Here is a 22,930-nt window from a genome sequence, read left to right as displayed (position 1 = left end):
GGGCGGATCGCCGTCGAATGCTCGAATTGCGAGTGCGCACAGACGAACCTTGAGGTGACAGATCGGAATGCCGATTAAGAACGGCCAGCGTCTTTGCCATTATTGCGGCAAGCCGACCGGGCTTGCTGTGCGGCTGCGGGGCCAATTGAAGGATCTCCCCCAGAAGCTCCGCTTTTCGGTGCCGTGTTGCCCCGAGCACGAGGCTCGAGCGTGGGAAGATCTTGCCCGCGAGGCGAAGAAGCAAGGTGTTGCGGCATGATGAAGGAGGATCGCGTGCATATGTCCGACCCGATGCCTGCGCTGCGCATCGAGGGCTATGTGACGGTGGCGAACCTTGCCCTCTGCGATCTCATTCACCACGCGATGACAGAACACCCCGACGCGACCGGCTACCGCATGACCACTTACCAGAACGCCGACACCCTTGTTTTCACCGTGAGGCCGCTCCCGTGACGCTTTTCAATCCACCCCCAGATCGGGCGCCGCCGCCAGAACCCACGCCCTCTCTCAGCAAACAGACTGAGCGCGGCCAGCGTGCCATTGTCGACCGGATGGCCGAGGAGCGCGCCCGGCTTGAGGCATACAAAGCGCGCATCGAAGCGGAGCGGCTGGCGAAAGAGCGCGCGGGCATCGTGGAGGTGAACGGCGTCGAGCACGATCCGCGTGGGCGCGCTGGCAACACAGACCCGCGCGGGCGGGCAGGGCTGCACCATTACGATGTGATCGACCGCGAGCCGCATGGCGTCCTGTTCACGATGAACACCGGCTTCTTTGACAAGCACGGCTATTGGTGCACCCGCGACAATGATGGGAAGGTCACGGTTCACCGCGGCGCCTCGAAGGGCATCATGCGCCACCTGAGCGATGTGCAGCGCAAGACGCTGGACAAAGCGCGCTTGAACGCCCGGCGTGCAGGCGTAAGGTAGCGCCCCAAAAGGAGCCCCCCATGCTCAAAGCCGCTGCCGTCCTTATCCTCATTGCCGCGCCCGCGCTGGCGCAGCCCTCCAACCCCTTCGATCCATACGTTACCTGCCTGCACCAAGACACGGATGACGATTTCAATGCGTGCTACGATTTTTTCCTGTCCGAGATCCGGCGCACCGGGCTTTGGTGCCGTAATGTCACAGACAAGGAACTTGCCCTTTCCGCTGCGATAAATGCCGATGGCGCCGACCCGAATCAGATGACGCTTTATCCCGGCGCGGATTTCGCAATGCTGCATTCCGGCCCAACTCCGGCGATAGATTGCCACTACCCGATCCAGCTTGATAACTGATCCGTCGAAGCGAAGGGTCTCCGAAACCGGAGACCTGAATGAGCTATACCTTCAACTACACCCCTGATGGGGACACGATCATCGACTTCATGCGCTCCCCGGCCTTTGTGCGGGGGCTGCAAGGGCCAATTGGCTCGGGCAAGTCTGCCGCCTGTGTGGCCGAGTGCCTGCGCCTGATCCTTGACGAGCATCGCTGCTTCGATCCCAAGACCGTGCGAGAAACCTCGTTTGGCGTCTTTGAGGGCGAGCGCACCGGCAAGCGCAAGTTTCGCGGCGGCGTGATCCGCAACACCACGCCGCAGCTTGAAACTACGACCATGAAAACATGGCTCGAATGGCTCCCCGAGGAAGTGTTCGGCAAGGTGCGTTGGCGCGCGCCCTACCGGCAGGACATTTTCATTCCGATGCCAGACGGCGGCGATGTGGAGGGCGAGGTGTGGTTTCTCGCGCTCGACCGCGAAGAGGACGTTCGCAAGCTGCTCTCGTTCGAGTTCACATGGTTGTGGCTCAACGAGGCGCGCGAGCTGGCCCGCGCGATTGTCACCGCAGCGATCTCCCGCGTTCGGCGCTACCCGCGCCTGATCGACGGCGGCGCCAAGCGCTCTTGCATCATCATGGACACCAACGCCCCCGATGAAGAGCATTGGTGGGCGATCATGTCGGGCCAGGTGGAGCCGCCCGACTGGATGAGCGAGGACGACCGGCTCACCATGATCAAGCCCGACAACTGGCAGTTCTTCCAGCAGCCGCCCGCCGTGCTCGACGTGCTCAACGCCGATGGCACGCTCAAGGGATACGAGTTGAACCCGAACCGGGAAAACGGGCGCTTCACCGACAAGGACTATTACATGAGCCTGATCCACGGGCAGAGCCGCGAGTGGATCGTGAACATGCTGCAAAACCGCATTGGCCGGATCTTCGGCGGCCGCGCGGTCTACTCGGGCTTCAATGAAAACCTGCACATCGCCAAGGAAGCCTTCGGGCCCGAGCCGGGCGAGGCCATTCACATTGGGCTCGACTTCGGCCTTACGCCTGCAGCCGCTTTCGGGCAGGACGTGCGCGGGCAGGTGCGCATCTTTGATGAACTGGTGACGCGCGACATGCACGCCAAGCAGTTTGCCAAGATGCTCAAGGAGCACATCGCCCAGCATTACGAGGGCTTCAAGATCGTGATGACCGGCGACCCCGCGGGCGATAACCGCTCTGGCACGGACGGGCAGACCACTTTCCAGATCTTCGCCGGCGAGGGGCTGGACGTGCAGCCGTGCTATACGAACGAACCCGAGATCCGGCAGGGCGCGGTGCAAACCCAGATGAACATGCTTGTCGAGGGCAAGCCCGCCTATCTTCTCAGCCCTGCTTGCACCTATCTCGTGAACGCGAAGAAGGGCGGCTATTGCTTCCTCAAGGACCGCGAAGAGGTGGACAAGAAGTCGATCTATTCGCACGTTTCCGACGCCGAGCAATACCTGTTCCTGCGCATGGGCTATGGCAAGAAGATGGTGCGCCGCCCCGGATCGAGCGGCGCTGCCTCGAAGCAGGCCAATGTGCGCCAAGGCATTCTCAACCGCCAGACAAGCGTAAAGCAGCGCCGCCAAGCCTCCATCCTGTCGCGCGGGCTCCGGGGTTGACGGATGGCGCGCAGAAGCGAACGGTCCCGAAAAATCGGAGCCGTCAATGTGTGAACTTGCAACCGCCACAAGCCTTCTCTCTGCCGTCGCTGGCGTTGGCGGCGTTGTGAGCGCTGCGACTGCGCAGAACGATGCCAAGAGGCAGCGAAAGGCGGCGAAAACAGCCGCGGATGAAGAGCGCGCGCGCGCGGACACTCAGCTTCGCAATGATCGCCGGGACGCCGCCGCGACCGCCTCGCGCAGTCTCACGGCTCCCGCCGCCATTGGCAACGGAATGTTCTCCGCGCGATCGTTCTTCCAGTGAGGAATTGATGGAAGTCAAGACAATCAAGAAGCGCCTCGACAAGGCGCGCGCGGATCGGCAGCGGCTCGAGCCTATGTTCGATGACGCCATGCGCCTGACCATGCCGGGGCGCGTGCGCTTCACGCAAACGCCCGTCGAGGATGGCTCGGACGTGATGGACGAAACCGGCGCCAACGCCGTTTCCGAGTTTGTGAGCCGGATTTCCGCTGGCGTGACGCCGCCATTCCAGCCGTTCCTTCGCCTGCAGGCTTCCAGCCTTGTGAGCAAGGCCGACCGAAAGGCGATCAACGCCGACCTTGACGAGATTACCGAATATGCCTTCGAGCAAATCTGGCAATCGAATTTCTCGCAAGAGCTGAACGAGGCGCATTTCGACATGGCGGTTTCGACGGGCACCCTGCTTGTCGAGGAAGGCGACGATGGCACGGTTCTGAAACACCGCGCCATTCCGATGCCCGAAATGTTCTTCGAGCGCGGGGGCGATGGCACGCTGCGCGGGAAGTTTCATCGCGGCGAAATCGAAGCCTCGGAGATCGAGAGCGCCTATCCTGGCGCCAAGATCGACCCCGCCCTTGCCCGCAAGCTCAAAAAAGATGGGGACCGCCCCCTCAACGTCATTTCCTACCTGCGCACTGAGCCGGGCCGCACTCCGGTAAGCCACCATGTCGTGATGATCGAAGAGCACAACGCGATCATTCAGGAGCGCTCTTTCAGCGGGAAAGGCGCCGATCCATTCATTGCCTATCGTTGGGGCACGAACGCGGGCTCGGCTTGGGGCCGGGGGCCTTTGATGAACTCGCTGGCCGCTGTGCGCACCACGAACCTGATGGTCGAGCTGGTCCTTGAAAACGCGGCCATGTCGATTGTCGGCCTCTATCAGACCGATAACGATGCGACGATCAACGCCGATACGGTGAACCTTCTGCCGGGCACGATCCTGCCCAAGGAGATTGGTACCAAGGGCCTTGAGGCGATCAACATGGCCTCGGGCAACTTCAACATGCGCGACGTGGTGCTCAACGATCAGCGCACCAACATCAAGCGCGCGCTGTTCAACGACATGCTGTCGGACCCGAACAAGACCCCGGCGACCGCCTACGAGGTGAGCGAGCGCATGGCCGATCTGGCGTATCGCTCGGCTGCAGGCTTCTCGCGGATCTTCTATGAAATGGTGTGCCCCTACTTCTGGCGCGTGCTGCATATCCTTGAAAAGCGCGGCGACATTGAGCTTCCGACGCAGAACCGGCGCGCTATCCGCTTCAACGCGATTTCCCCGCTGGCGCAGGCGCAATTCGGGCGCGACCTGCAAGCGCTCTTGCAGCAACACCAGATGAACATGGCGCTGTTCGGCCAGCAGGGCGCGACGGCTGCGCTCGATATTGAGCGCGTCTTGCCGTGGATGCAGGAGCGCTCCGGCCTGCCCGAGGGACTGTTCAAAAAGCCCGCCGATGTGGTTGCCGCAGTCCAGCAGGCCGCGCAACTGATGGCGAACGCCGCCGCGATACAACAACAGGGAGGTTCCCAACAATGAGCCCCGGCGCACAGCGCATCTTGAACGATCTCCGCGAGCAACAGGGCCTTGCCGGGCCCGATGGCTTGATCCGCGGCGAAGAAGCCGAGGAACGCATCAACATCGCCTTTCGTGGCGCCTTTGCAGGCCCGAACGGCAAGCTCGCGCTCGATTACTTGCGCTCGATCACCCTGAACACAGTCCTGCCCGCGACTGCAACCGACGCCGAGCTTCGGATGCAGGAGGGGATGCGCCGGTTATTCGGCATCATCAACACGCGCGCCAATTCTACCCCCAAGGAGAGCTAAGACATGCCCAAGTTCCTTTTCCCGATGCTGCTGGCCGAGGCCATTTTGCGCGCGCCCGATGATGGCGCGGGCTCGTTCTTCGCGCCCGATGATGGCGGCGCGGGGGATGCTGGCGCCGGGAATGACAGCGAGGCCGGTGGCGACACTGGCGCCGGTGGCGCCGATGGCGATGGCGGCGAAGGCCGCGCCCCCGAGCGCCCCGAATGGCTGCTCGACAAATACGCGACCCCCGAGGATCAGGCGAAAGCCTATCGTGACCTCTATGGGCGCTTCTCGAAAAAGACCGACGATCTGCGCAAAGAGGTGCTGGACGAGGCGGTTGCGAATTACGGCAAGACCATCGGCGTGCCGGATGATGCCGGTGGCTACGAATACCCCGAGGGGTTTGTCGCACCGGCTGAAAACATCGACACCGCCCTGCGGTCGTGGGCCAAGCAAAACAACGTCTCCCCCGACGCCTTCAAATCGCTCGTGCAGGACGTGCACGGGCTGACCCTCACCAACCTCGAAGCCGAACGCGGCAAGCTTGGCGAGCACGCGAACGACCGGATTTCGGAGGTGAGCCGGTGGGTGAAGGCCAACGTCGACAAGAGCCATTTCGGGGCTGTGGCAAAGGTGATGACCTCGGCTGAGGGCGTCGAAATGATCGAAGCGATGATGAAGCTCACCGGCGAAAAGGGCTTTGTCCCGAAAGATGGCGGCGCGAACGCCGCCGCTGGCCTTACCCGTTCGGAGATCCGCGCGCTGCAGGCCGATCCCCGCTTCGGAACGGATGAAGCCTACACGGCCATGGTTCGCGCCAAATGGACCGCCTTCTCGAAGCTTCCGGCTGATCGCCAGAAATGAGGGTTGCCCCCTCGACAGCTTATGACGCGCGCGAGTTGGCAACCTTCCTGCGCGCGTCCGACCGCGCCGAGTTGGCGGAAAACGCCCGCCGCCTCGGCACGGTCAAATTCCCCTGCGACCTTGTGCAAGAGAGCTTCCGAAAATCCCTGTCATGGACGCTGTGGCGCGGGGATGATGTGGTTGGCATGGGCGGTGCGAGCGAAAGCCCGAAGCCGGGCATCGGGATTATCTGGTTTCTCGGGACGGACCTCGCAGACACGCATTGGCGCGATATGACGCGGGCCTGCCGCGCCGTGATGCGCATGGAGCACGAGCGCTTTCCGATCCTGATGAATGTCGCCCCACCGGGCAGCGATGCGCGCCTGCGCTGGCTCTCGCATTTAGGGTTTGACATAGGAAAAACAGAAGCGAATGGTCCGCTCAATGGCTATGTGGCCTTTTGGTCACGGCGCTGTTGCACGGCCCCCACAGGCGACTAGCGGCTCCATAGAGGAACACCCGCACCAGACGGTCAGCCCCAGGGAACACCCGGTTTTCCTGATGCTCAAACCCAAGGTGCTCTCATGGCCCCCACCATCGACGTGGCGTTCGTTGAGGAATACAACTCCGACGTTCACCTGAAATTCCAACAGCTCGGCTCGCGCCTGATGAACATGACCCGCAAGGGCACCGTTCAAGCGAAGTCGGTTTACTGGCAAATCTTCGGCTCGCTGGTCGCGCAGCAAAAAACCCGCAACCAACCGCACAACTTCCAAGACCCCGAACATACCCGCGTGAAAGCGGATATGAACGACTGGTATGTGCCGACGCTGGTTGATGACCTCGATCTGCTCAAGCTGAACATTGACGAGAAAAACACCCACGTTTCGGCCCATGTCGCCGCGCTTGGCCGCAAGACTGATCAGGTGCTTCTCGACGTGATGTATTCCGGGGCGAATGCCGAAATTCACGGCGATGCCGGTTCAGCCTTCGGCTATGACGCCGCGATGGGCGTCGTGACCGCGTTCAACGTGAACGAGGTTCCCGATGACGGCAACCGCTTCTGCGCGCTGCACCCCTACCAATGGGCGCAGTTCCTCAAGGTGCCCGAGTTCGCCAACGCTGATTATGTCGGCCAAGATGCGCTGCCGTTCAAAGGGGGCATGAGCGCGAAGCTCTGGATGGGCACTCTCTGGATGCCGCTGCCGAACGCCTTCCTTGGCGATGGCGTGACCGTTTGCGCCGATGGCACCACGCCCGCGGCCAACGTCGCCCGCGGCATCGCGTGGCACCGCTCGGTTGTCGGCCACGGCGTCAACAAGGAAATTTCGACCGATTGGGATTGGGAAAACACCTATTCCGCGTGGTCGTGCGTGTCCTCCATGTCGCTCGGCGCCGCGGTGCTCGAAGATGTGGCTGTGATGCAGGTGCAATCTCTGTCGCCCAAGCCGGGCCAGTAATCTTTGCTTGGGCGCGGTGGCAGACGCGCCCGGCTCTCCCGCCGTGGTCTGGTCTGTTCCGCGGCCACAAACGAAGGGGGCGGGGAAACTCGCCCCCTTCATTCTTGTCTGGAGCCTGTTCCACATGCCGGTCCTTGCCGTTTCCAACTCGGATATTAAGATCGCCAACGCGGCGCTGGCCGCCCTCGGCGTTCCTGAAATCTCCACCCTTCTCGAGAACTCCATTGCGGCGCGCACGATCAACGCGCTCTACGCCGACACGCTCGAAGCGGCAATCGCGGCTTATCCGTGGCGCTTCGCCCGTGACCGCGTGAAATGCGCCCGGCTCGATCAGCCGCCGCCGCCGCCGTGGCTTGGCCTCTATCAGCTTCCGGCGCAGGCGGTGCAGCTTATCTCCGTCTATGAGGGTGACAGCCTCACCACCTTCGACGTGTTTGGGCGCAAGATCGCGGTCAACGTGGCGGAAAGCTCGAAAAGCGAGATCTGGGCCGAGGTCAGCGTTACGCCTTCGCCCGATCAATGGGCGCCCCACTTCCGGGCCGCGTTCATCCTTGCGCTTGCCGCGCAGATTGCGATGCCCATCACGCAAGACGAAAACCTCTCGGGCGCCATCGCCCAAAGGGCCGAAACCGCAATGTTGCGCGCGCGCAGCCGGGATGCGCAGGGCCGCACGCCTTCGCGGCTTGATACTGGCGCCTTCATTCGGGCGCGGAGAGGGGGTCGGAAATGAAGCTTCATTATCCCGTCTATGACTTCCGCAAAGGCCGCCTTGGGCCGGGCATGAACGCCCGCCAGGACACAAAGGCTTATAGTTCGTCCGTGGCGGAGGCCCAGAACATGATGGTTCTTGCCGATGGCCGGCTGATGCGCCGTTGGGGCACCTTCGCGCGGGCGGCGTTGGCCGAAGGCACGCGGATCGAGGAATGGGTCTTTGCCGATGGCGATGAAACCTCGTTCCTGCTCTGCTTCTCGCCCGGCGTGCTCAAAATCCTCGACGGCACGCTGATTGAGCGCGCGAGCTTCACCGATCAGCCATGGACCGCTGAAACCACGAAATACCTGCAATTCAGCGCGAACCGGGATACCGGGGTGATCACCGATGCGACCTTCCGAACGAAATTCTTGAAGCTCGACACGGAAACGGGCGCCTTCACCCTCACCGACTTCGCGTTCGATCAGGCGACGAATGAGACGGCGGTTTATGCGCCGTTCTTTGCCTTCGCCGACGAGGACATGCAGATCTACGCCACGATCTTCACCTCGGCTGGCTATTCGAGCGGCTATGCCAATCACGTCGCCACAGCGCTCGGCATCCCCGCCACGCTGTTCGATCTCGCGGCGGGGACAGGCATCCTCTCGACTGATGACAAGTTTTTCAAGCCCGGCCATGTCGGCTCAGTGCTGAAAATCCGCGACGGGCAAGCCAAGATCCTCTCGGTCGAAAGCCCGAAAACGGCCACCATTCAGGTGCTCGCGGACATTGGGTTCCAGCTCGACACGAACCCGTTCTATTTCACGAAAAATTCGAGCATCGTTGAGGTGTTCGCCCCGAAGCACAACTTGCGGGTTGGAGATTACGTTTTCTTCGCCGGGGTCGATCAGGATGACGGGACTTATCGCGTTCTGTCGTGCGCGCCGCGATCCTCTTACGGCGGGGAGGACGTGCCCGCCCCCTATAGCGGCGCCGCCTGCTACACCGTGAAGCGCATTCTGGACGATAGCAGTTTCCAAATTGATGTGAGTGTCGCCTACAGGACGGCCAGCGCCTTTGATGCGGAGGCGAAGATCTTCACCACTGGCCCGCTCACGAAATGGAATATGACGGCGATTGCGCCAAATTTCGACGCATCATCCGAAACCAAGGCCGCGGGCGGCACTTCCGTTGTCATGTTCGTGTTTCAGGGCATGCGCGGCGTGAGCGAGCCCGCGTTTTCGGACGTGCGCGGCTGGCCGCAGGCCGGTTGCTTCCACGAAAGCCGCCTGTGGCTCGGTGGCACAGCTTCGCTCCCTGATGCCGTCTGGGGCTCGCGCGCATTCAAGTTCAGCGACTTCGACACCGCAGACGGCGAGGCGGCTGATGCCGTTGCGCTCTATGGCATCGGCCAGCAATCGCGGGTGCGCCATATCGTTTCCGGCTTCGATCTCGCTATCCTTACCGATCGGGATGAAATCTACCTGCCCGGCTCGGTTGACAGCCCGATCACGCAAAGCACGGCGCGCGCCGTGGTGCCCACATCGTTCGGCTCTTCCTACACCAAGCCGCAGCGCTTTGATGGCTCGATCATCTACAGCGACATTTATGGGCGGAACCTGCGTGACTTCTCGGCCAAGGACCGGACCACTGAATATACCGCTCCCCCGATTTCGATTGCTGTGCCCGATTGGGTGCGCCAGCCCTTCGAGAGCGCGGTATTCAAGGGCAGCGCGAACGAGGTGACGCCCTACGCGATCTTTTGCAACAGCGATGGCACCGCCCTTGTGATGCACTCTGCGCGCGAGGATGATGCCATGGGCTTCATGCTCTGGTCCCTCAAGAACGGCAGCTTCAAATCCTTCGCCGGTCTTGGCGGGCGCCTGTTTGCCGTGGCGGAACGCAAGGGCGCCACCTTCCTGCTCGAATTTGCGACTGACTTTGCGACGACCCAAGACTTCGCGGAGACGCTGAGCGGCGCGGCCTCGACCGATTGGGCCTCGGAGATCTTTGCTGGCGAAACGCTCTCGATCCACTCGGGCGGGCGCGTGTTCTCCGATGTTGAGCTTGACACCGCGGGGGCGTTCTCCACGCAAGAAGCGCTCGATGCCGTGACCATCGGGGATGCTGCCCCGTGGTCTATGGATTTTCACCCGCCAGTCTTGATGACCGGCATGGGGCCGAAGATGGGCAAGATCGTTCGCCTCGTCTCTGCCGAGGTTTATTGGAGCGAAACGGCGACCGGCAAGATTGCCGGGCGGCCCATCCTGAGCCCGCTCGACAACCCCATCTTTGAAGCGCCCACTCCGGTCGATGAATGGCGCCAATACTTCATCGGGGAGTGGGGCCGCGCGCCTGCGCTGCATCTTGAGGGGGCCGAACATGGAACCGTTGGGGTGCGTTCCGTTGTGATGAATGGCTATCTGAGGTGATTTGGCATGTGTGATGTGGACACGGCAACTGGCGCGTTTGATCAGTTCATGGGCGGCATTGCCGGTTCGATGAACGCGCGCGCCAGCACGACACTCGAAACGGGGATGCTTGATGCAATGCGCACGCTCACGGCGGCGCAGGCAAGCGACACGGCCTCGGGCCTCTATGACAATTACCGAAAAGGCATGCAGGCCAATATCGCCGCAATGGCGGTGTCCGGCTTCTCGTCGGGGTCTTTTGGCAGCATCACCCAGGGCAACCGCAAGGCGCTGCAAAAAAACCTCGAGCGCGTGGACAACGACGCCAGCCTGCAAGAGCTTTCGCTGGACCTGCAAAAGAGCAAAGCGCAGATCGAGGGCAAGTTTAAGGCTCAAGCGGCCCTGTATGGCGGGATCATCGACGCGACCTATACGCTTCGGCGCGGCGAGGAAGAGTTCCAGAAATACAAGACCGACGAGACCCCCACTCGCGCCAAAGCCTTCAAGAAAAGCCTCGGCGTCTCAATGTTCATGGAGTGATCAATGCCGGTCCTTGTCCAGAAAGAGCGCGTCAATCGTTCCTTCAATTTCCAGCCCGTGACAGGCGGCTACGATAACCCGATGGCGGATCTGCCCGGTCGCGCGGCTCAGAACGCAGCGGAGCGCGCGGCCAACTTTGCGCAGGGCATGGGGGCGGCGGCGCAGGACAAGGGCCGCGCGCTCGCCAAGGCCGCCGTATTCTCGACGGGCCCGAACGGGCTCCCGCGGCTTCCGCCGAATGCCGCCGCTGAAATGGGCTCGATTGCGCAGCGCAGCTACAACGCCGGGATCGAGGATGAAATGATCCACCGCATGAGCGTTGTGATCGGGGCCCAGATTGATGATGCCCATGCCGCCAACCTCTACGATGCTGAGGCTTTTGCGGTTGATGCCCGCCAGCGGATCGAGACGCTTTCCGGCGATGTGCCGCCCGGCTTCGAGGGCGCATTTCAATCTATCTGGACCGGGGCAATGGCGAATGCTGGAGCCTCCATCGGCATGCGCGTTGCGCAACAGAACATCGAGACTTCGCGCAGCGCGCAACCCGCCATGAACCTCGATGCGATCGCCAATATCGGGGACATGGTGCGCGGCGGCGCAGCGCTTCCCGCGATCAATGCGGCGATGGCAGCGCGCGTCGATGCCATTTGGCAGATCCCCGAGCACGTTATGACGCAGGGGCAGAAGCAAAAGATGGTGGACGATGTGTATTTGGAGACGGGCTATGTGCGCCTTCTCTCCGAAGCGCATATCGAAGATGGCACAGCGACCTCTTCTGAGATCTCCGACCTGCGGCGCCGCCTCGAAGCGGGCAACGATCCGCAGGTGAACAAATTCTTCATCCGCCCTGACACCGGCCAGTTCGATGCCGATATGGCGCGCACGGCGGCGGGCAGGCTCGGCGCGTTCATGGAGGACGCCAACCGGCGCGAGGCTGCGGCGGCAAAAGCGATTGAAATGGCTGGAGACCTCGACCTTCTGAACTCTGGCGGTGCCCCCGATGCGGACAAATACCGTGATTTGGCGGATCAACAAATGGGGCAATATTTGCCGGGGCCGAACGGAACGACCGGGCTGCGCGGCCCGAACGGCATGGCTCGCCCGATGGCGCCCGAGGATTGGGAGAGCATGGACCCCTCGACCCGTGCCGTCGCCATTCAGGCCGTGAAGGATAACGGCGTGCCGAATGCCTCGCTCGTGTCGTTCTTCCGTCAGCTTGACCGTGGCCGCACGGACGGCGACACCCCGCCGCTCGACAAGCTGCACCAAGGCTTTTTGATCTGGCGCGATCTGCGCGAGCAACCCAACCGCAACGGTGAAACCGTCAACATGACGGACTTTGTTCCGAAGGGGGTGCAGGAGCTTTATACCCTCGTTGACGCCCTGCACAGCGGAGGTGATCCGGGGCAGGATGGCATCGAGGACGCCCTTCTGCGCGTCAAGTCGATGGGCGAGGAAACCTGGGATGACCGGGAACTCTCCCGCACGATGAACAGGTATCGCTCAACCGGCTTCCTGTGGGGGAGCGTGGGCAACCATCAGGTCACGGAGGATAATGCCCGCGCCACCATGCGCTCGGAACTCTTCGCGCGTCTCTATGATGACGAGGGCATTGAAGCGACCAATGCCGAAAAGGAGCAGGCCGCCTCGATCTACGAAACCATGCTCCGGCAGGACATGGACCCCGACGACGCATTCGAGGCCGTCAAGCAGTCGATGACTGCGCGGTATCAGGAGAGCGATTACATGGGCGGGATGCGCTCGGCATATGCGCCCGAGAAGTATTTCCCGCGCCCGAACGCCAATTCCTTTGGCGACCTGATGAAGCGCGCCGGATCGTGGGCGGCGGCGAAAGGCGCTGGCGCCGTTGAGGCAATTGCGGAGCTTCCCAATGCCATCATCCCCAACTCTGTTTTCCGTTACCAAGCGGAATTTGGCTCGGCTGCGCTCGACGCCTCGCCGCTCGATCTGGCGGTGAACGATGAACTCTGGAAGCAGCTCGACAGCGGGAAAATCCCCGCATCCGTCTCGGGCCTTTACCTCCACATCAACGAGCAAACCGCCCGCGCAAATGGCGTGGATCAGCCGAAACAGGCCGATTGGTATTACTCCCTGAACCCCGGCAACACGCAGCGCACCATCCTCAAGCCGAACCGGGACTATGTGCTCAAGTTTTACCGTTGGGCCGCTGGCAAGCCCGTCTACAAGGCGATGATCCGCGACCGGAACGGCAACATGCTTGAGTTGCCCGGCGAGATCAACCCGGGCCCCCGCTACGAAGAGCTTACCCGGTTCGCCAATCAGGCCAGCAACTATCAAAACCTGCGCCTGAAACGCGGTGCGAATGCGGCAATCCAAGCGTTCCGCCAAGGCAACAATGCGCAAGCCGCACAGATCTATCAAAACGTGTTCGGGAACCCGTAATGACCAAGGAAGTTTCGGGCCTGATGGCCTATATCTATCAGCATGAAGCGGCAGGGAATTATAACCGCTGGCAGGATGGCGCACGCATTCGCGGCAGCAAGCCCCTCACGGAAATGACGGTTGGCGAAGTGCTGGCGGTGCAGCGCGAGAACCTGCTTCTGCCCAAAGGGCAGCAGTTCACCGCCGCTGGCGCCCCGCAGATCATCTATTCGACGCTCATGGATGAAGTGCGCAAGGGCACCGTGAAGGAAACCGATCTCTTCAATCCTGAGACGCAAGACCGGCTCACGGTTTCACGCATGAAGGCGCGCGGCCTTGATCGCTATATGGCGGGCCAGATCGGGATGGCGGAATTTGGCACCAATCTTGCGATGGAATGGGCCGCGCTGCCGGTGCTGAAAGACACCTACCGGGGCAATGTCTTTGTGCCCATGGGCTCGGGCTATTATGGCGGCGTGTCAACCAACAAGGCGCAGACTTCCGCAAGCGCAAGCCAGTTCTCGCAAGTGCTGCAAAACCCCGCGCAGATGCCCACGGGCGTCAGCGCGCCGCGCATGGGCACGTCGAATTATTCTCCGACGACGATGATGGACCCGAACGGGACGCTGATCGTTCCGAACCAGCAGGCGCGTTACAATGCGCAAACGCAGCCCGTCTATAACGGCCCCGCCCCGGCGCTGCCGTTCCAGCCGTCGAACCTGAGCCTGAATGGCTCGCCCAACCCTGCCGCCCCCGGATCGGCTGGCGCGGCAGGGACGGCAATCCCGCCGATCCCGAACCCGTTTCGCCAAACGGATTACATCACTCGCACCGGGGCTGGCGGCGGGCCGACCCTCGGCGTTGGCTTTGTCGGCCAGATGATCGACGCGGCAACGGACAGTTACATCGTGCGCGGAGCGGTGCGTTCGCTTGAGACGCGGGGCCGCGCCTACGATATGAACTTCGACCCCATCGACCAAGCGCGGAAGGACGGGCTGCTCGCCTATGCCGATCACCTCTATGACGCGCGCGATGCCGAGGACTATGCGGGCCTCGTGGCGCAGATCGGCCGAGAGGAAAAGCGCCGGCGCCGGGCTGATGTTTATGATGGTTGGGTTGCCCCCCTTATCGGTGGCCTGATCAACCCTGACAGCATCGTGTCGATGGTTGTGCCCGCAGGCGTGGTCGCGCGGGCCGGGACGGGGCTTCGCGCCGCGGCAACCAGTGGCGCGCGTGGCTTTGCCCGTGGTGCGATCTATGCTGGCGCATCCGAGGCCGCGTTGGAGGCGGGGCGCTCGAGCCTCGATCCCCTCTCGACGCCCGGCGAAAGTGTGACCCGCGTTGCATTCGCAAGCGCTCTTGGCGGGATGATCGCTGGCGTTGGCTCGACGCTTGCGCGGCCCGCGGCCATGCGGCGCGCGCTCGATGCCGCTGGCGAGGATCTGGCGCGCTCCCGTGGTGTCGGGACCGGGACGCAGAGCTTCACCCTCGGCGGCGAGGGCAAAAACTCGGGCCGATCCTTCAACGTGGAGGCTGGCGCGCGGGATGCCGACGCCGCTCCGCTGCGCGGGATGCCGGGGCCCATTGCGAAGGATGCAGCGGGCCGCGGCGTCCACTTCTCCGAGGGCAAGGTGACGATTGACCCGATCCGTCTCGTTGAACGCTTGAAGGCGGGCGAGGATATTCCCGCTGGCGTGAAAACGCCGCAAGAGCTGTTCGAGTATGAGGCCGGTTGGGCGCAAGGCATTCTCAAGCGCGTGAAACGGTTTCTGCGCGAAGAGGATGGCTCGCTTGGCGACGGCGATCTTGACCGACCGTTCATCAATATCGAGGACAACGAGGTTGTTGTGAACGCGCGCCGCATTCAGCGGGCAATCTGGGAAGATGGAACAATCGTTCTCGGGGATGGTGGATCCAGCGGCAAAATTCAACCAATCGAAGTTCCGGCGAGCATTTTCAACGGCGACAAGAGCGCAATTGTGGACATGATCGAGGCCGCGCACGAAATGCGCATGAAGGCGCGCGATCAGGCCGAATTTACCCAAATGCTCGCAACGCTGTTCTATCACGACTACCCGGAAATCGGGAAGGTGCTGCAAGAAGCCGCCCAAGGTGGCGGCGGGCCGACGCCCAAAATCGACGCGCCCGCCCCCAAAACGCCAAAGGTTGAAGCCGAGGCTCAGGTCGAAGTCTCCCCCGAAGATTTGATCAACGCGGAAAACGATGCCGCCGCCCATCTTGAGGCGTGGCGGCAAGAGAACAATCGCATCCTGCAAAGGGGCAAGATGGAAATGCTCGGGCGGCTGGCTGACAGTCCGTTCAAGCGCGTGCACCGCAACGCCCTTCACGGCGGCCTGATCGACCTTGTGGATCAACTTGTCGGGGATGGTGCGTTCCTCACCAGCGCCATGAAAGAGGGCGTTACCCTCGGCCCCTCGGTGACGATGCGCACGAAAACGTGGCTGGGCGTGGTGCGGCGCCTGTCCGACCAAGAGAACGAGCTGTTCAACAAAATGCTCGGGCATGCCCCGGCAGATGTGGCAGACGTGCAGCTTGGCAAGCTGCGCAAGATCTCGAAGGACGGCAAGACCCGCATGACGATTTCGGAGTTCCGCGACCGGACGACGAAAGCGCTGATCACCGGAGAAAAAGCCGGTATCAACGAGATCGACCAAATGGCCGAGCATGTGCGCGCCGCCTATGCGGAATATGCCGAACTGCTTGACGAATACGGCTTGATCCATGGCGAGCGCACGATGCAGCGCGAAATCGACGCGATCAACGAGCGGCTGGCCGAGGTGACGAACCCCGATCGCGCCGAGGCGATGCAGGAGCGGCTTGACTTCCTCACGGACGCGCTCAAGACCGCGCGCGAGGCGCCGCGAGACGACTATTTCACGCGGGTTTTCAACAAGAATGCCGTGCTCGACAACCGGGACGCCTTCAAGGAACAGGTGGTCAAACCCTGGCTTCGCCAGCAGCCGTTTGCCGATGTGTGGCATCCGAGCAAGAAAGAGCTTCAAGAGGAAATCGACGCCCTGCGCGCGAGCGTGGGCGGCAGCGTCGCGCCCGGAAGCGCTGTAGAGGCTCGGATCAAAAAGCTTGAGCATCATAAGGAGAATGCAAAAGCGTGGCCCGAGTGGCGCCGCACGGAACTGAGCAGCGAGGAAGCCGACATTGACGCGCGGGCAGATGCGCTGATTGCGGAGATCATTGGCGAGGCCGATCACTCCGACCTCGGCACGCTGCGCGCGGCGCACCGGCCTGTGTTCGGGCGGCATCGGCAGTTCAACATTCCGAACGCCATGCTTCTCAAGGACGGCTCGAAAGGCAACGGCATCGCGGACTTCATCGAAACCGACTACCTGCTTCTGCACCGCATCTATGCAGACCGCATGGCCCCGGCAATCGAAATGTCCCGCACCTTCGCCCGCCCGGCTGATGGCGTGGATTGGGAGCGTGGGTTTGCCCAAGCGCTCAACCGCGCCAAGGAACGCGAGGCGGATGCGTGGCTGCGCGCGCTGCCCGAGGACACGAAGGCGCGGATCGAGCAAGCCCGAGAGGTCGAGCGCGCGCGCCGGGCAAAAGAGATCGACGGCGCCCCGGAGCGCCTTGAAGAAATTCAAGAGCAGATGAAGGGAGTGAACGCTGAGTTTGCCCGCTCCAAGGAGGCATGGGAACTCGCCAAAATGGGCGATGCGCATGCGATGGCGTGGCTCGAAAAGAAGATCGAGCGCGCCAAAGCAGAGACTCAGAAGCCGGGCCGCAATGCCTATGGCAAGAAGATGGCCGCCTCGGCGCAGGAAGTCTATCGCCGGGTTCGCGTCGAAAAAGACGGGCACATTTGGGCGCAAGAGAAATACCGCAAGGCCGAAATGGCAATCCGCCACCTCCGCGCCGATTACGATGACACCTTGCGGATGGTGAACCTGTCCGAGACGGCGCGTCTCGATGAAATCAAGAGCGCAGGAGACGAGGTGGACGCCATCGACCTCCTTGAACACGGCGATATTCAGGGGCCGAAATTTTCCGACCATTGGGCGCCGATGGAACGCGATGTGCTCCACCTGCTCGACCGGGCGACGAACCGGGTGATCAAAGACCCCTCGCGTTGGGATAACCGCGCCGCCACGGGGCTGCGCAATTGGGCATCGCTGAGCTTCATGGGCATGTCTGGCCTCTCGGCCATTCAGGACTTGGGCACGATCATTGCCGCCCATGGCATGACCGAAACCTTCCGCGCGGCCTTCGGCTTCCTTGACGAGGCGGCCACGATTGCCGGGCGCGCTGGCGTTGAAGAAATGCGCCTCGCTGGCGCGATCATGGACACGGTGGAAGGGCTCTCGCTTGCGCGCATGGCCGAGACGGGCATGGACGCAACGACCGGGACCGCGCTCGAGCGCTGGCTTCGCAATATGTCGAACCGCTACTTCCTCCTGAATGGGCTCGCACCGCTCACCGCGCGCATGAAGGAATTGGATGCTGCGATCCGCGTGCATGACATGGTTGCCCGGATCGACCGGGTTTATCTGGGCGTCCAGAGAGAGGGCGATCTTGCCGAGCTTGCCCGGTGGGGCATCAGCCGCGAGGACGCGCAGCGCATGGGCGCCGAGCCGATCTTCGATGAAAACGGCTATTGGCAGGCAAACACTCAGGCATGGGGCAGCGAGGACTTGGTGCGCAAGTTCCGCGCCGCGATTGCGCAGGGCAATGAAAACACTGTTCTCATGGCGACGGCGGCTGACAAGCCCATCGTTTCGGACGGCACGATCTACCTGCGTCGCGGCGGCGCCGTTGATAAATATGCGCGCCGCGCCGGGCTTGAACAGGTCGGGGATTACTGGAAGATCCAGAGCGGCTTGATGACGCTTCCGTTCCAGTTCTGGAATTACGCTTGGGCGGCCTCCAACAAGATCCTGCTCGCCAATCTGGATGAACCCTCGTCGCGGAAGCTGGCCGGGCTCGCGGCGGCTGTGGGCATTGGCTATATGGTGCAGCAGCTCCGCACGCCTGCTGATAGCTGGAACCAAATGAGCATCGAGGATCGGGTGGCTCGCGCGGTGGATCAATCCGGCATCATGGGCGCCCTGAGCAATATCGGGAACCTCGCCCAAGGTTCGATCATCGCCGCGACTGGCAAGAACCCCCTGCCGTTTGCGCCGACACGCGGGCCGGGCAACCCTAGCGGGCTCGATGTTGCCTTCTCGGCGGCGGGCGCAGGTGCGGGCGCAATGCGCAACCTGATAGGCGGCGCCTTCGACGCAGACCTCGGGCAGTTCAGTTGGGGCGTCCCGTTCCGCAATTACCTCTTCACCAAGCACCTGACGGATGCGGCAATCGACGCCCTTGAGCGGCGCAAAATGGGGGTGGACGGGTAAGGGGCGGAAGCGCATCCCGTGAGAAATGGCCTGCCAGCCTTTCTACATCTTGGGGTTTGCATGTCCGTTCTCACCAACACGATCTCTCCGCGTCAAGAGACCTATACCGTTGGGGCGACCGCCTCGACCGGGCCGTTTAGCATCCCGTTTCCGTTTCTCGACCGCGACGAGGTGCAGGTCTTTGTCAACGGGAATGAGGTGGCTGATTTCGTTGCCGTTCAGGCATCGAAATACAGCACCGAGGGCAACTATGTGACCCTCAGCGCGCCCGTTTCCAATTCCACCGTCACGGTCTGGTCGAACATCGGCTCGAACCGGGCGATTGGTGAAAACATCGTCGCCTCCGAATTGTCGGTCGAAATCGACCGGATCTTTGCCAAGCTTCAAGAGCAAGATCAGCGCGCCATCGAACGCGGCATCGAACCGCTGACCGAGGGGGCCATCGTTGTTCTTGGCGACGGCAAGACCGTTGCGACCGGCCCGAGCGTTGATGAAATCAAAAACGCGCAATCCTATTCCGTCTTGGCTGCGAATAGCGCTGCCGGGGCGGCTTCCGATCTTGCCGGGGCCACCAGAAAGGCCGCCGACGCCGCCGCGAGTGCGACAATCGCCTCCAATTCGGCCAGCACGGCGACGAACAAGGCAAGCTCCGCCAATATCAGCGCGCAAGCCGCCGCGTCCAGCGCGACCGCTGCCGCCCAAAGCGAGGCTGCTGCGGCGGATCACGCTGCGGCGGCAGCCCAAAGCCAAGCGGTTGCCGAGCAAGCCGTTCAGGCGATTTCCGATGTTGCTACCTCTGCGGCGGCGGCTGAGACGAATGCGCGCGATGCGGCCAACAGCGCCACGGCGGCGGGGGATAGTGCGGCTTCTGCCGCCGCTTCCGCCTCGACTGCCGACACCAAGGCCAGCCAGGCATCGGCCAGCGCGACGGCTGCCGTGACTTCGGCCACTAAGGCGGCAAGCTCCGAAACCTCCGCGGCCACCTCTGCGGCCACCGCTTCCGATAAGGCGGCAACGGCAACGGCGGGCGCGAACACCGCCACCGCCAAGGCGACGGAAGCCGCCGGGAGCGCGACGGAAGCCTATAACAGCTCGTCATCTAGCCGGTTCTATCGTGATCAGGCGCAAACCTATTCGACTGCGGCGGGCACATCTGCGACCGCCGCGGCAGCCTCGGCCACCGTTGCCCAAGAAGCTGCGGACGGGATCGCGGGTGATACGGCTATCGTTCGGACCACTGGCGACCAAAGCCTAAGCGGGTTCAAGAAGTTCACAGGCGCCACCATAGGCCGACCGAGTGATCACTATGTTTCCTCAATCAACACCTTCTACGCTATTGGCTCCACTTTGGGCCAACTCAGCACCGAGGGGGGTAACGCCGTTAACCTCACGTCCAACGGTTATCGCACAAACGCCGGTCTGTGGTCCTCGTTTGGTGTGGGCGGTTACTATGGTGCTGCCCAGATCGCTTTGCAGCCGAACGGGACGATCTCGTTCAGGGCAGAAACGCGCAAGGAAAGTGGGACGAATTATCTTGTCGAAGAGCAAGCGCTCCTTTCGCAAGGCGGGATGTTTCTCAAGACGCAAGGCTATGCGAACGGCACATTCTCCTCGCGGACCGAGGCGGCCGCCGCAAAGATCTCTTCGGTTATCAAGCGCATCGCCTATTACCATGAAAATGGCCTGATCCTCGAGTTCGTGCGGGCGCCCGCCTCCTATACCCGGACCGCGGCGCTCACCACGGCAGATGGTCAAAAATGGGTGCCTGCGGGCAATGGCAGCTTCTACCATTGGGGCGCCGTTGCTGATGGCGTCACGGATGACAGAACTGCCGTGGCCGGGGCGATTTCGTCGGGCTATCCCATCGTGAACCGCAGATTTGACGAGTTCGCTGTGAGTGCGAGCGCATGGGCGACCACGAACAATATCTTCATTCGTGGTGGTGTCCTTGTTCCCATTTCCGAATTGCAGCATGGGCTCGTGTTCGATTATTCGGCTCATTCCGGGGCGCCCTACAAGGTTGATATTGACGACTTCCAGTTCAAGCCGCGGGCGACCAATCTCTACAACTTGCTTATGATCCGGTGGTCTGTCGCCACCTGCCAGAACTACCGTGGCACCCCTGCCGTCTGGCTCGGAGACGGCGTGGTTTTTGGTGATGCTCAGTCCGAATATCAATTCGCCAAGGCGATTTCTTTTGTGAATGTGAACAACCCCGTGATCGGCAAAATCACGATCTGCGGCGGGCAAAACGCCACCATCGCTGCTGGGACCGTTGGGCGCCAATGGCGGGTTGGCTCGTCCGGTATCAGCATCGAGACTGCGGACTATGGCGGCGGAACGGTGCCATCCGTGGTTGGCTACAAGATCACCGACACCGTGATCCGAAATGTCGAAACCGGCATTCTGGGCAACAGCAATATGGAGGGTCTGCACCTCAAGGGGAACACCATCGTCAACGTCAACCGGGGCGTCTATTGCGACTGGAACAACATTCAACCGACCAACCCCGGCCTATTCATTGTCGCAAACCACATCAACGCGCTGCTCGACTGCATCTATGCCGAGGGGGTGTATGAGTTCTACATCAAATTCAATGAGCTTTACCGCTTCGAGAATGTGGACACTCAGAATAGCTGGACGCCCTACCGGCTTGTGACATGCGACCGTGGGAGCATCATCGGGAACCAGATCAACGGCAACGGCTTGCGTGATGGCGGCACCGCTATCAACGAACGTCTCTCGGGCTACCTGAGCGGATGCAAGCGATCGCTTATCGCAGACAACCGCGCCTACAAAGTGGACAAGAGGATCGTCGTGGACACTCCTCCGACCGTCGCCGGTCAGGAGCTTCGCTTCCGTGACAACGTGGCCGAAGGTCTCCTCGGGACCAGTCTCACCGATCAAACGGATACCGTAAGCGCTGCTGGCTGCCTCTATGCTTGGAGCTATGCATGATGCACACGCGCTTTCTGCGGCTGCTGGACAGCCGAGTTGTGGACACGATCACGGACTACCGCGCCACAGCAGTTGCCCTCGTGAGCGGCTGGGGCGCCCGCGTGTTCGATGCCGGCATGATCATCCAGTGGTCCACGGCGGTTATCGCCGTGGCGACGGCGATCACATGGGTCTTGCGCGCCTATCGGGAATGGATCGGCGCGCGGCTCGACACAAAGAAGCTCAATGGCGAGGATGAAGATGACGAAGCTCGCTAAGACGGCGGCGGTCGGCGCGGTCGGGATTTCGGTCCCGGCCCTCGTGCTGGCGATCGGCATTCCTTTTGCCGAGAAATGGGAGGGCAAGGTCAACACCGCCCATTGGGATCGCTATGCGGAGATCTGGGATATTTGCTACGGCAACACCCGGGTCGACGGGCGGCCCGTCCAGAAGGGCGACACGGCCACCGATGCCGAATGCCGCGAACTCCTGATTACGGAGTGGACGAAAGCCTATGTCGAGATGGTCACGACCTATCCTCTGCTCGCCACGGCACCGCCCGGCGTGCAGGCGATGGCAACCGATTTAGATTACAACGCGGGGCTCGGGAACATCAAAGCAGCTCCGGGCACGAACCGCGCTCTTGCAACCGGCAACTGGCGGGCCTTCTGCGAGATCCTGCCTCAGTGGCGGAAATCGAACGGCCAATTCGTGCCGGGCCTTCTGAACCGGCGCAATGACGCGGTGCCGAAGTGCCTCGCCAGTGTGGTGGAAGAATAGGATGGCGCGTTGGCTGGTTGGCGCGGGCCTTGTCGTCTGCATCGCCGCGCTCGGATGGGGCGGTTGGTCCGCGTGGCGCGCTGAGAAGCTGCGGGCGGAGTGTGCCGTGTCTGTCGCGGAGGCTGCGAAGCAGGAAGCATCTTCCCTCGCGGCGGCACTTGCCCAGCGGGACACCGCCGAGGCCGCCAGAGACGCCGCCCAAAAGGCGCTGGAAGCAATGGCGCTCGATCTTGAACAGGCTCGTGCCACGCGCACCAAGGCCGAGAAGGAGCTATTCGATGCGTTCGACCGTGACGCCGATCTTGCTGGCCCTGGCATTCCTGAGCGGGTGCGGGCAGAAATCCGAGCCCATTGGGCCGGCCAGTGAACCCACGGCGCCGCGTGTTTCGGTGCCCGCGGCGGCCCGAGTTGCATGTGCACGCCCTGCGGACCTGCTGGGTGATGCTGGCACGCAAGGGGACGACGCCGAGGCGATC

The 22,930-nt window shown here is 62.2% G+C and carries 18 protein-coding genes; all 18 read left to right on the top strand.

Annotated features, from left to right (window positions below; all coding sequences use genetic code 11):
* Window positions 1–255: 255 nt before the first annotated feature.
* The 18 genes from ACFSM0_RS16475 (at window position 256) to ACFSM0_RS16390 (ending at window position 22,821) form a co-directional block, all read left to right on the top strand.
* Window positions 256–453, top strand: a complete 198-nt coding sequence (locus ACFSM0_RS16475) for a hypothetical protein (RefSeq protein ID WP_377393001.1) — start codon at window positions 256–258, stop codon at window positions 451–453.
* Window positions 450–926 (top strand): hypothetical protein, encoded by a 477-nt coding sequence (locus ACFSM0_RS16470; protein ID WP_377392998.1) that lies wholly within the window; start codon window positions 450–452, stop codon window positions 924–926. The genes ACFSM0_RS16475 and ACFSM0_RS16470 overlap by 4 nt, the downstream gene beginning before the upstream one ends.
* 20 nt (window positions 927–946) lie before the next feature.
* Window positions 947–1,276: a hypothetical protein gene (locus ACFSM0_RS16465; RefSeq protein WP_377392995.1), complete on the top strand. Its 330-nt coding sequence runs from the start codon at window positions 947–949 to the stop codon at window positions 1,274–1,276.
* 38 nt (window positions 1,277–1,314) lie between these two features.
* Window positions 1,315–2,907, top strand: a complete 1,593-nt coding sequence (locus ACFSM0_RS16460; RefSeq protein WP_377392992.1) for a hypothetical protein — start codon at window positions 1,315–1,317, stop codon at window positions 2,905–2,907.
* Window positions 2,908–3,077: 170 nt separating this feature from the next.
* Window positions 3,078–4,742 carry a portal protein gene (locus tag ACFSM0_RS16455; protein ID WP_377392989.1) on the top strand — a complete coding sequence of 555 codons (1,665 nt, stop codon included), beginning with the start codon at window positions 3,078–3,080 and terminating at the stop codon, window positions 4,740–4,742.
* Complete coding sequence (locus ACFSM0_RS16450; RefSeq protein WP_377392986.1) at window positions 4,739–5,029, top strand: hypothetical protein; 291 nt, start codon at window positions 4,739–4,741, stop codon at window positions 5,027–5,029. Before ACFSM0_RS16455 ends, ACFSM0_RS16450 begins: the two co-directional genes overlap by 4 nt.
* A gap of 3 nt (window positions 5,030–5,032) precedes the next feature.
* Window positions 5,033–5,875: a capsid assembly protein gene (locus ACFSM0_RS16445; protein ID WP_377392983.1), complete on the top strand. Its 843-nt coding sequence runs from the start codon at window positions 5,033–5,035 to the stop codon at window positions 5,873–5,875.
* Window positions 5,872–6,354: a hypothetical protein gene (locus ACFSM0_RS16440; RefSeq protein ID WP_377392980.1), complete on the top strand. Its 483-nt coding sequence runs from the start codon at window positions 5,872–5,874 to the stop codon at window positions 6,352–6,354. The genes ACFSM0_RS16445 and ACFSM0_RS16440 overlap by 4 nt, the downstream gene beginning before the upstream one ends.
* Before the next feature lie 84 nt (window positions 6,355–6,438).
* Window positions 6,439–7,314, top strand: a complete 876-nt coding sequence (locus ACFSM0_RS16435; protein WP_377392977.1) for a phage capsid protein — start codon at window positions 6,439–6,441, stop codon at window positions 7,312–7,314.
* 16 nt (window positions 7,315–7,330) lie between these two features.
* On the top strand, window positions 7,331–8,044 hold the full coding sequence (locus ACFSM0_RS16430) for a phage connector family protein (protein ID WP_377392974.1): 714 nt from the start codon (window positions 7,331–7,333) through the stop codon (window positions 8,042–8,044).
* Window positions 8,041–10,437: a phage tail protein gene (locus ACFSM0_RS16425; RefSeq protein ID WP_377392971.1), complete on the top strand. Its 2,397-nt coding sequence runs from the start codon at window positions 8,041–8,043 to the stop codon at window positions 10,435–10,437. Before ACFSM0_RS16430 ends, ACFSM0_RS16425 begins: the two co-directional genes overlap by 4 nt.
* A gap of 48 nt (window positions 10,438–10,485) precedes the next feature.
* Complete coding sequence (locus ACFSM0_RS16420; protein ID WP_377392968.1) at window positions 10,486–10,956, top strand: hypothetical protein; 471 nt, start codon at window positions 10,486–10,488, stop codon at window positions 10,954–10,956.
* Window positions 10,957–10,959: 3 nt separating this feature from the next.
* Window positions 10,960–13,380: a hypothetical protein gene (locus ACFSM0_RS16415; RefSeq protein ID WP_377392965.1), complete on the top strand. Its 2,421-nt coding sequence runs from the start codon at window positions 10,960–10,962 to the stop codon at window positions 13,378–13,380.
* Window positions 13,380–18,737 carry a hypothetical protein gene (locus ACFSM0_RS16410; RefSeq protein ID WP_377392962.1) on the top strand — a complete coding sequence of 1,786 codons (5,358 nt, stop codon included), beginning with the start codon at window positions 13,380–13,382 and terminating at the stop codon, window positions 18,735–18,737. The genes ACFSM0_RS16415 and ACFSM0_RS16410 overlap by 1 nt, the downstream gene beginning before the upstream one ends.
* Before the next feature lie 60 nt (window positions 18,738–18,797).
* Window positions 18,798–21,695 carry a hypothetical protein gene (locus tag ACFSM0_RS16405; RefSeq protein ID WP_377392959.1) on the top strand — a complete coding sequence of 966 codons (2,898 nt, stop codon included), beginning with the start codon at window positions 18,798–18,800 and terminating at the stop codon, window positions 21,693–21,695.
* Window positions 21,692–21,952: a hypothetical protein gene (locus tag ACFSM0_RS16400; RefSeq protein WP_377392956.1), complete on the top strand. Its 261-nt coding sequence runs from the start codon at window positions 21,692–21,694 to the stop codon at window positions 21,950–21,952. Before ACFSM0_RS16405 ends, ACFSM0_RS16400 begins: the two co-directional genes overlap by 4 nt.
* A complete protein-coding gene (locus ACFSM0_RS16395) occupies window positions 21,936–22,454 on the top strand; it encodes a lysozyme (RefSeq protein WP_377392953.1) in 519 nt (172 codons plus the stop codon). The genes ACFSM0_RS16400 and ACFSM0_RS16395 overlap by 17 nt, the downstream gene beginning before the upstream one ends.
* Before the next feature lies 1 nt (window position 22,455).
* A complete protein-coding gene (locus ACFSM0_RS16390; protein WP_377392950.1) occupies window positions 22,456–22,821 on the top strand; it encodes a hypothetical protein in 366 nt (121 codons plus the stop codon).
* Window positions 22,822–22,930 lie beyond the last annotated feature (109 nt).

This window comes from Rhodobacter lacus (assembly GCF_042683065.1).
Taxonomy (GTDB): Bacteria; Pseudomonadota; Alphaproteobacteria; order Rhodobacterales; family Rhodobacteraceae; genus Rhodobacter; species Rhodobacter lacus.
The sequence above is the reverse complement of the archived record's forward strand: the minus strand, read 5'-3'. Positions and strand labels throughout refer to the sequence as shown.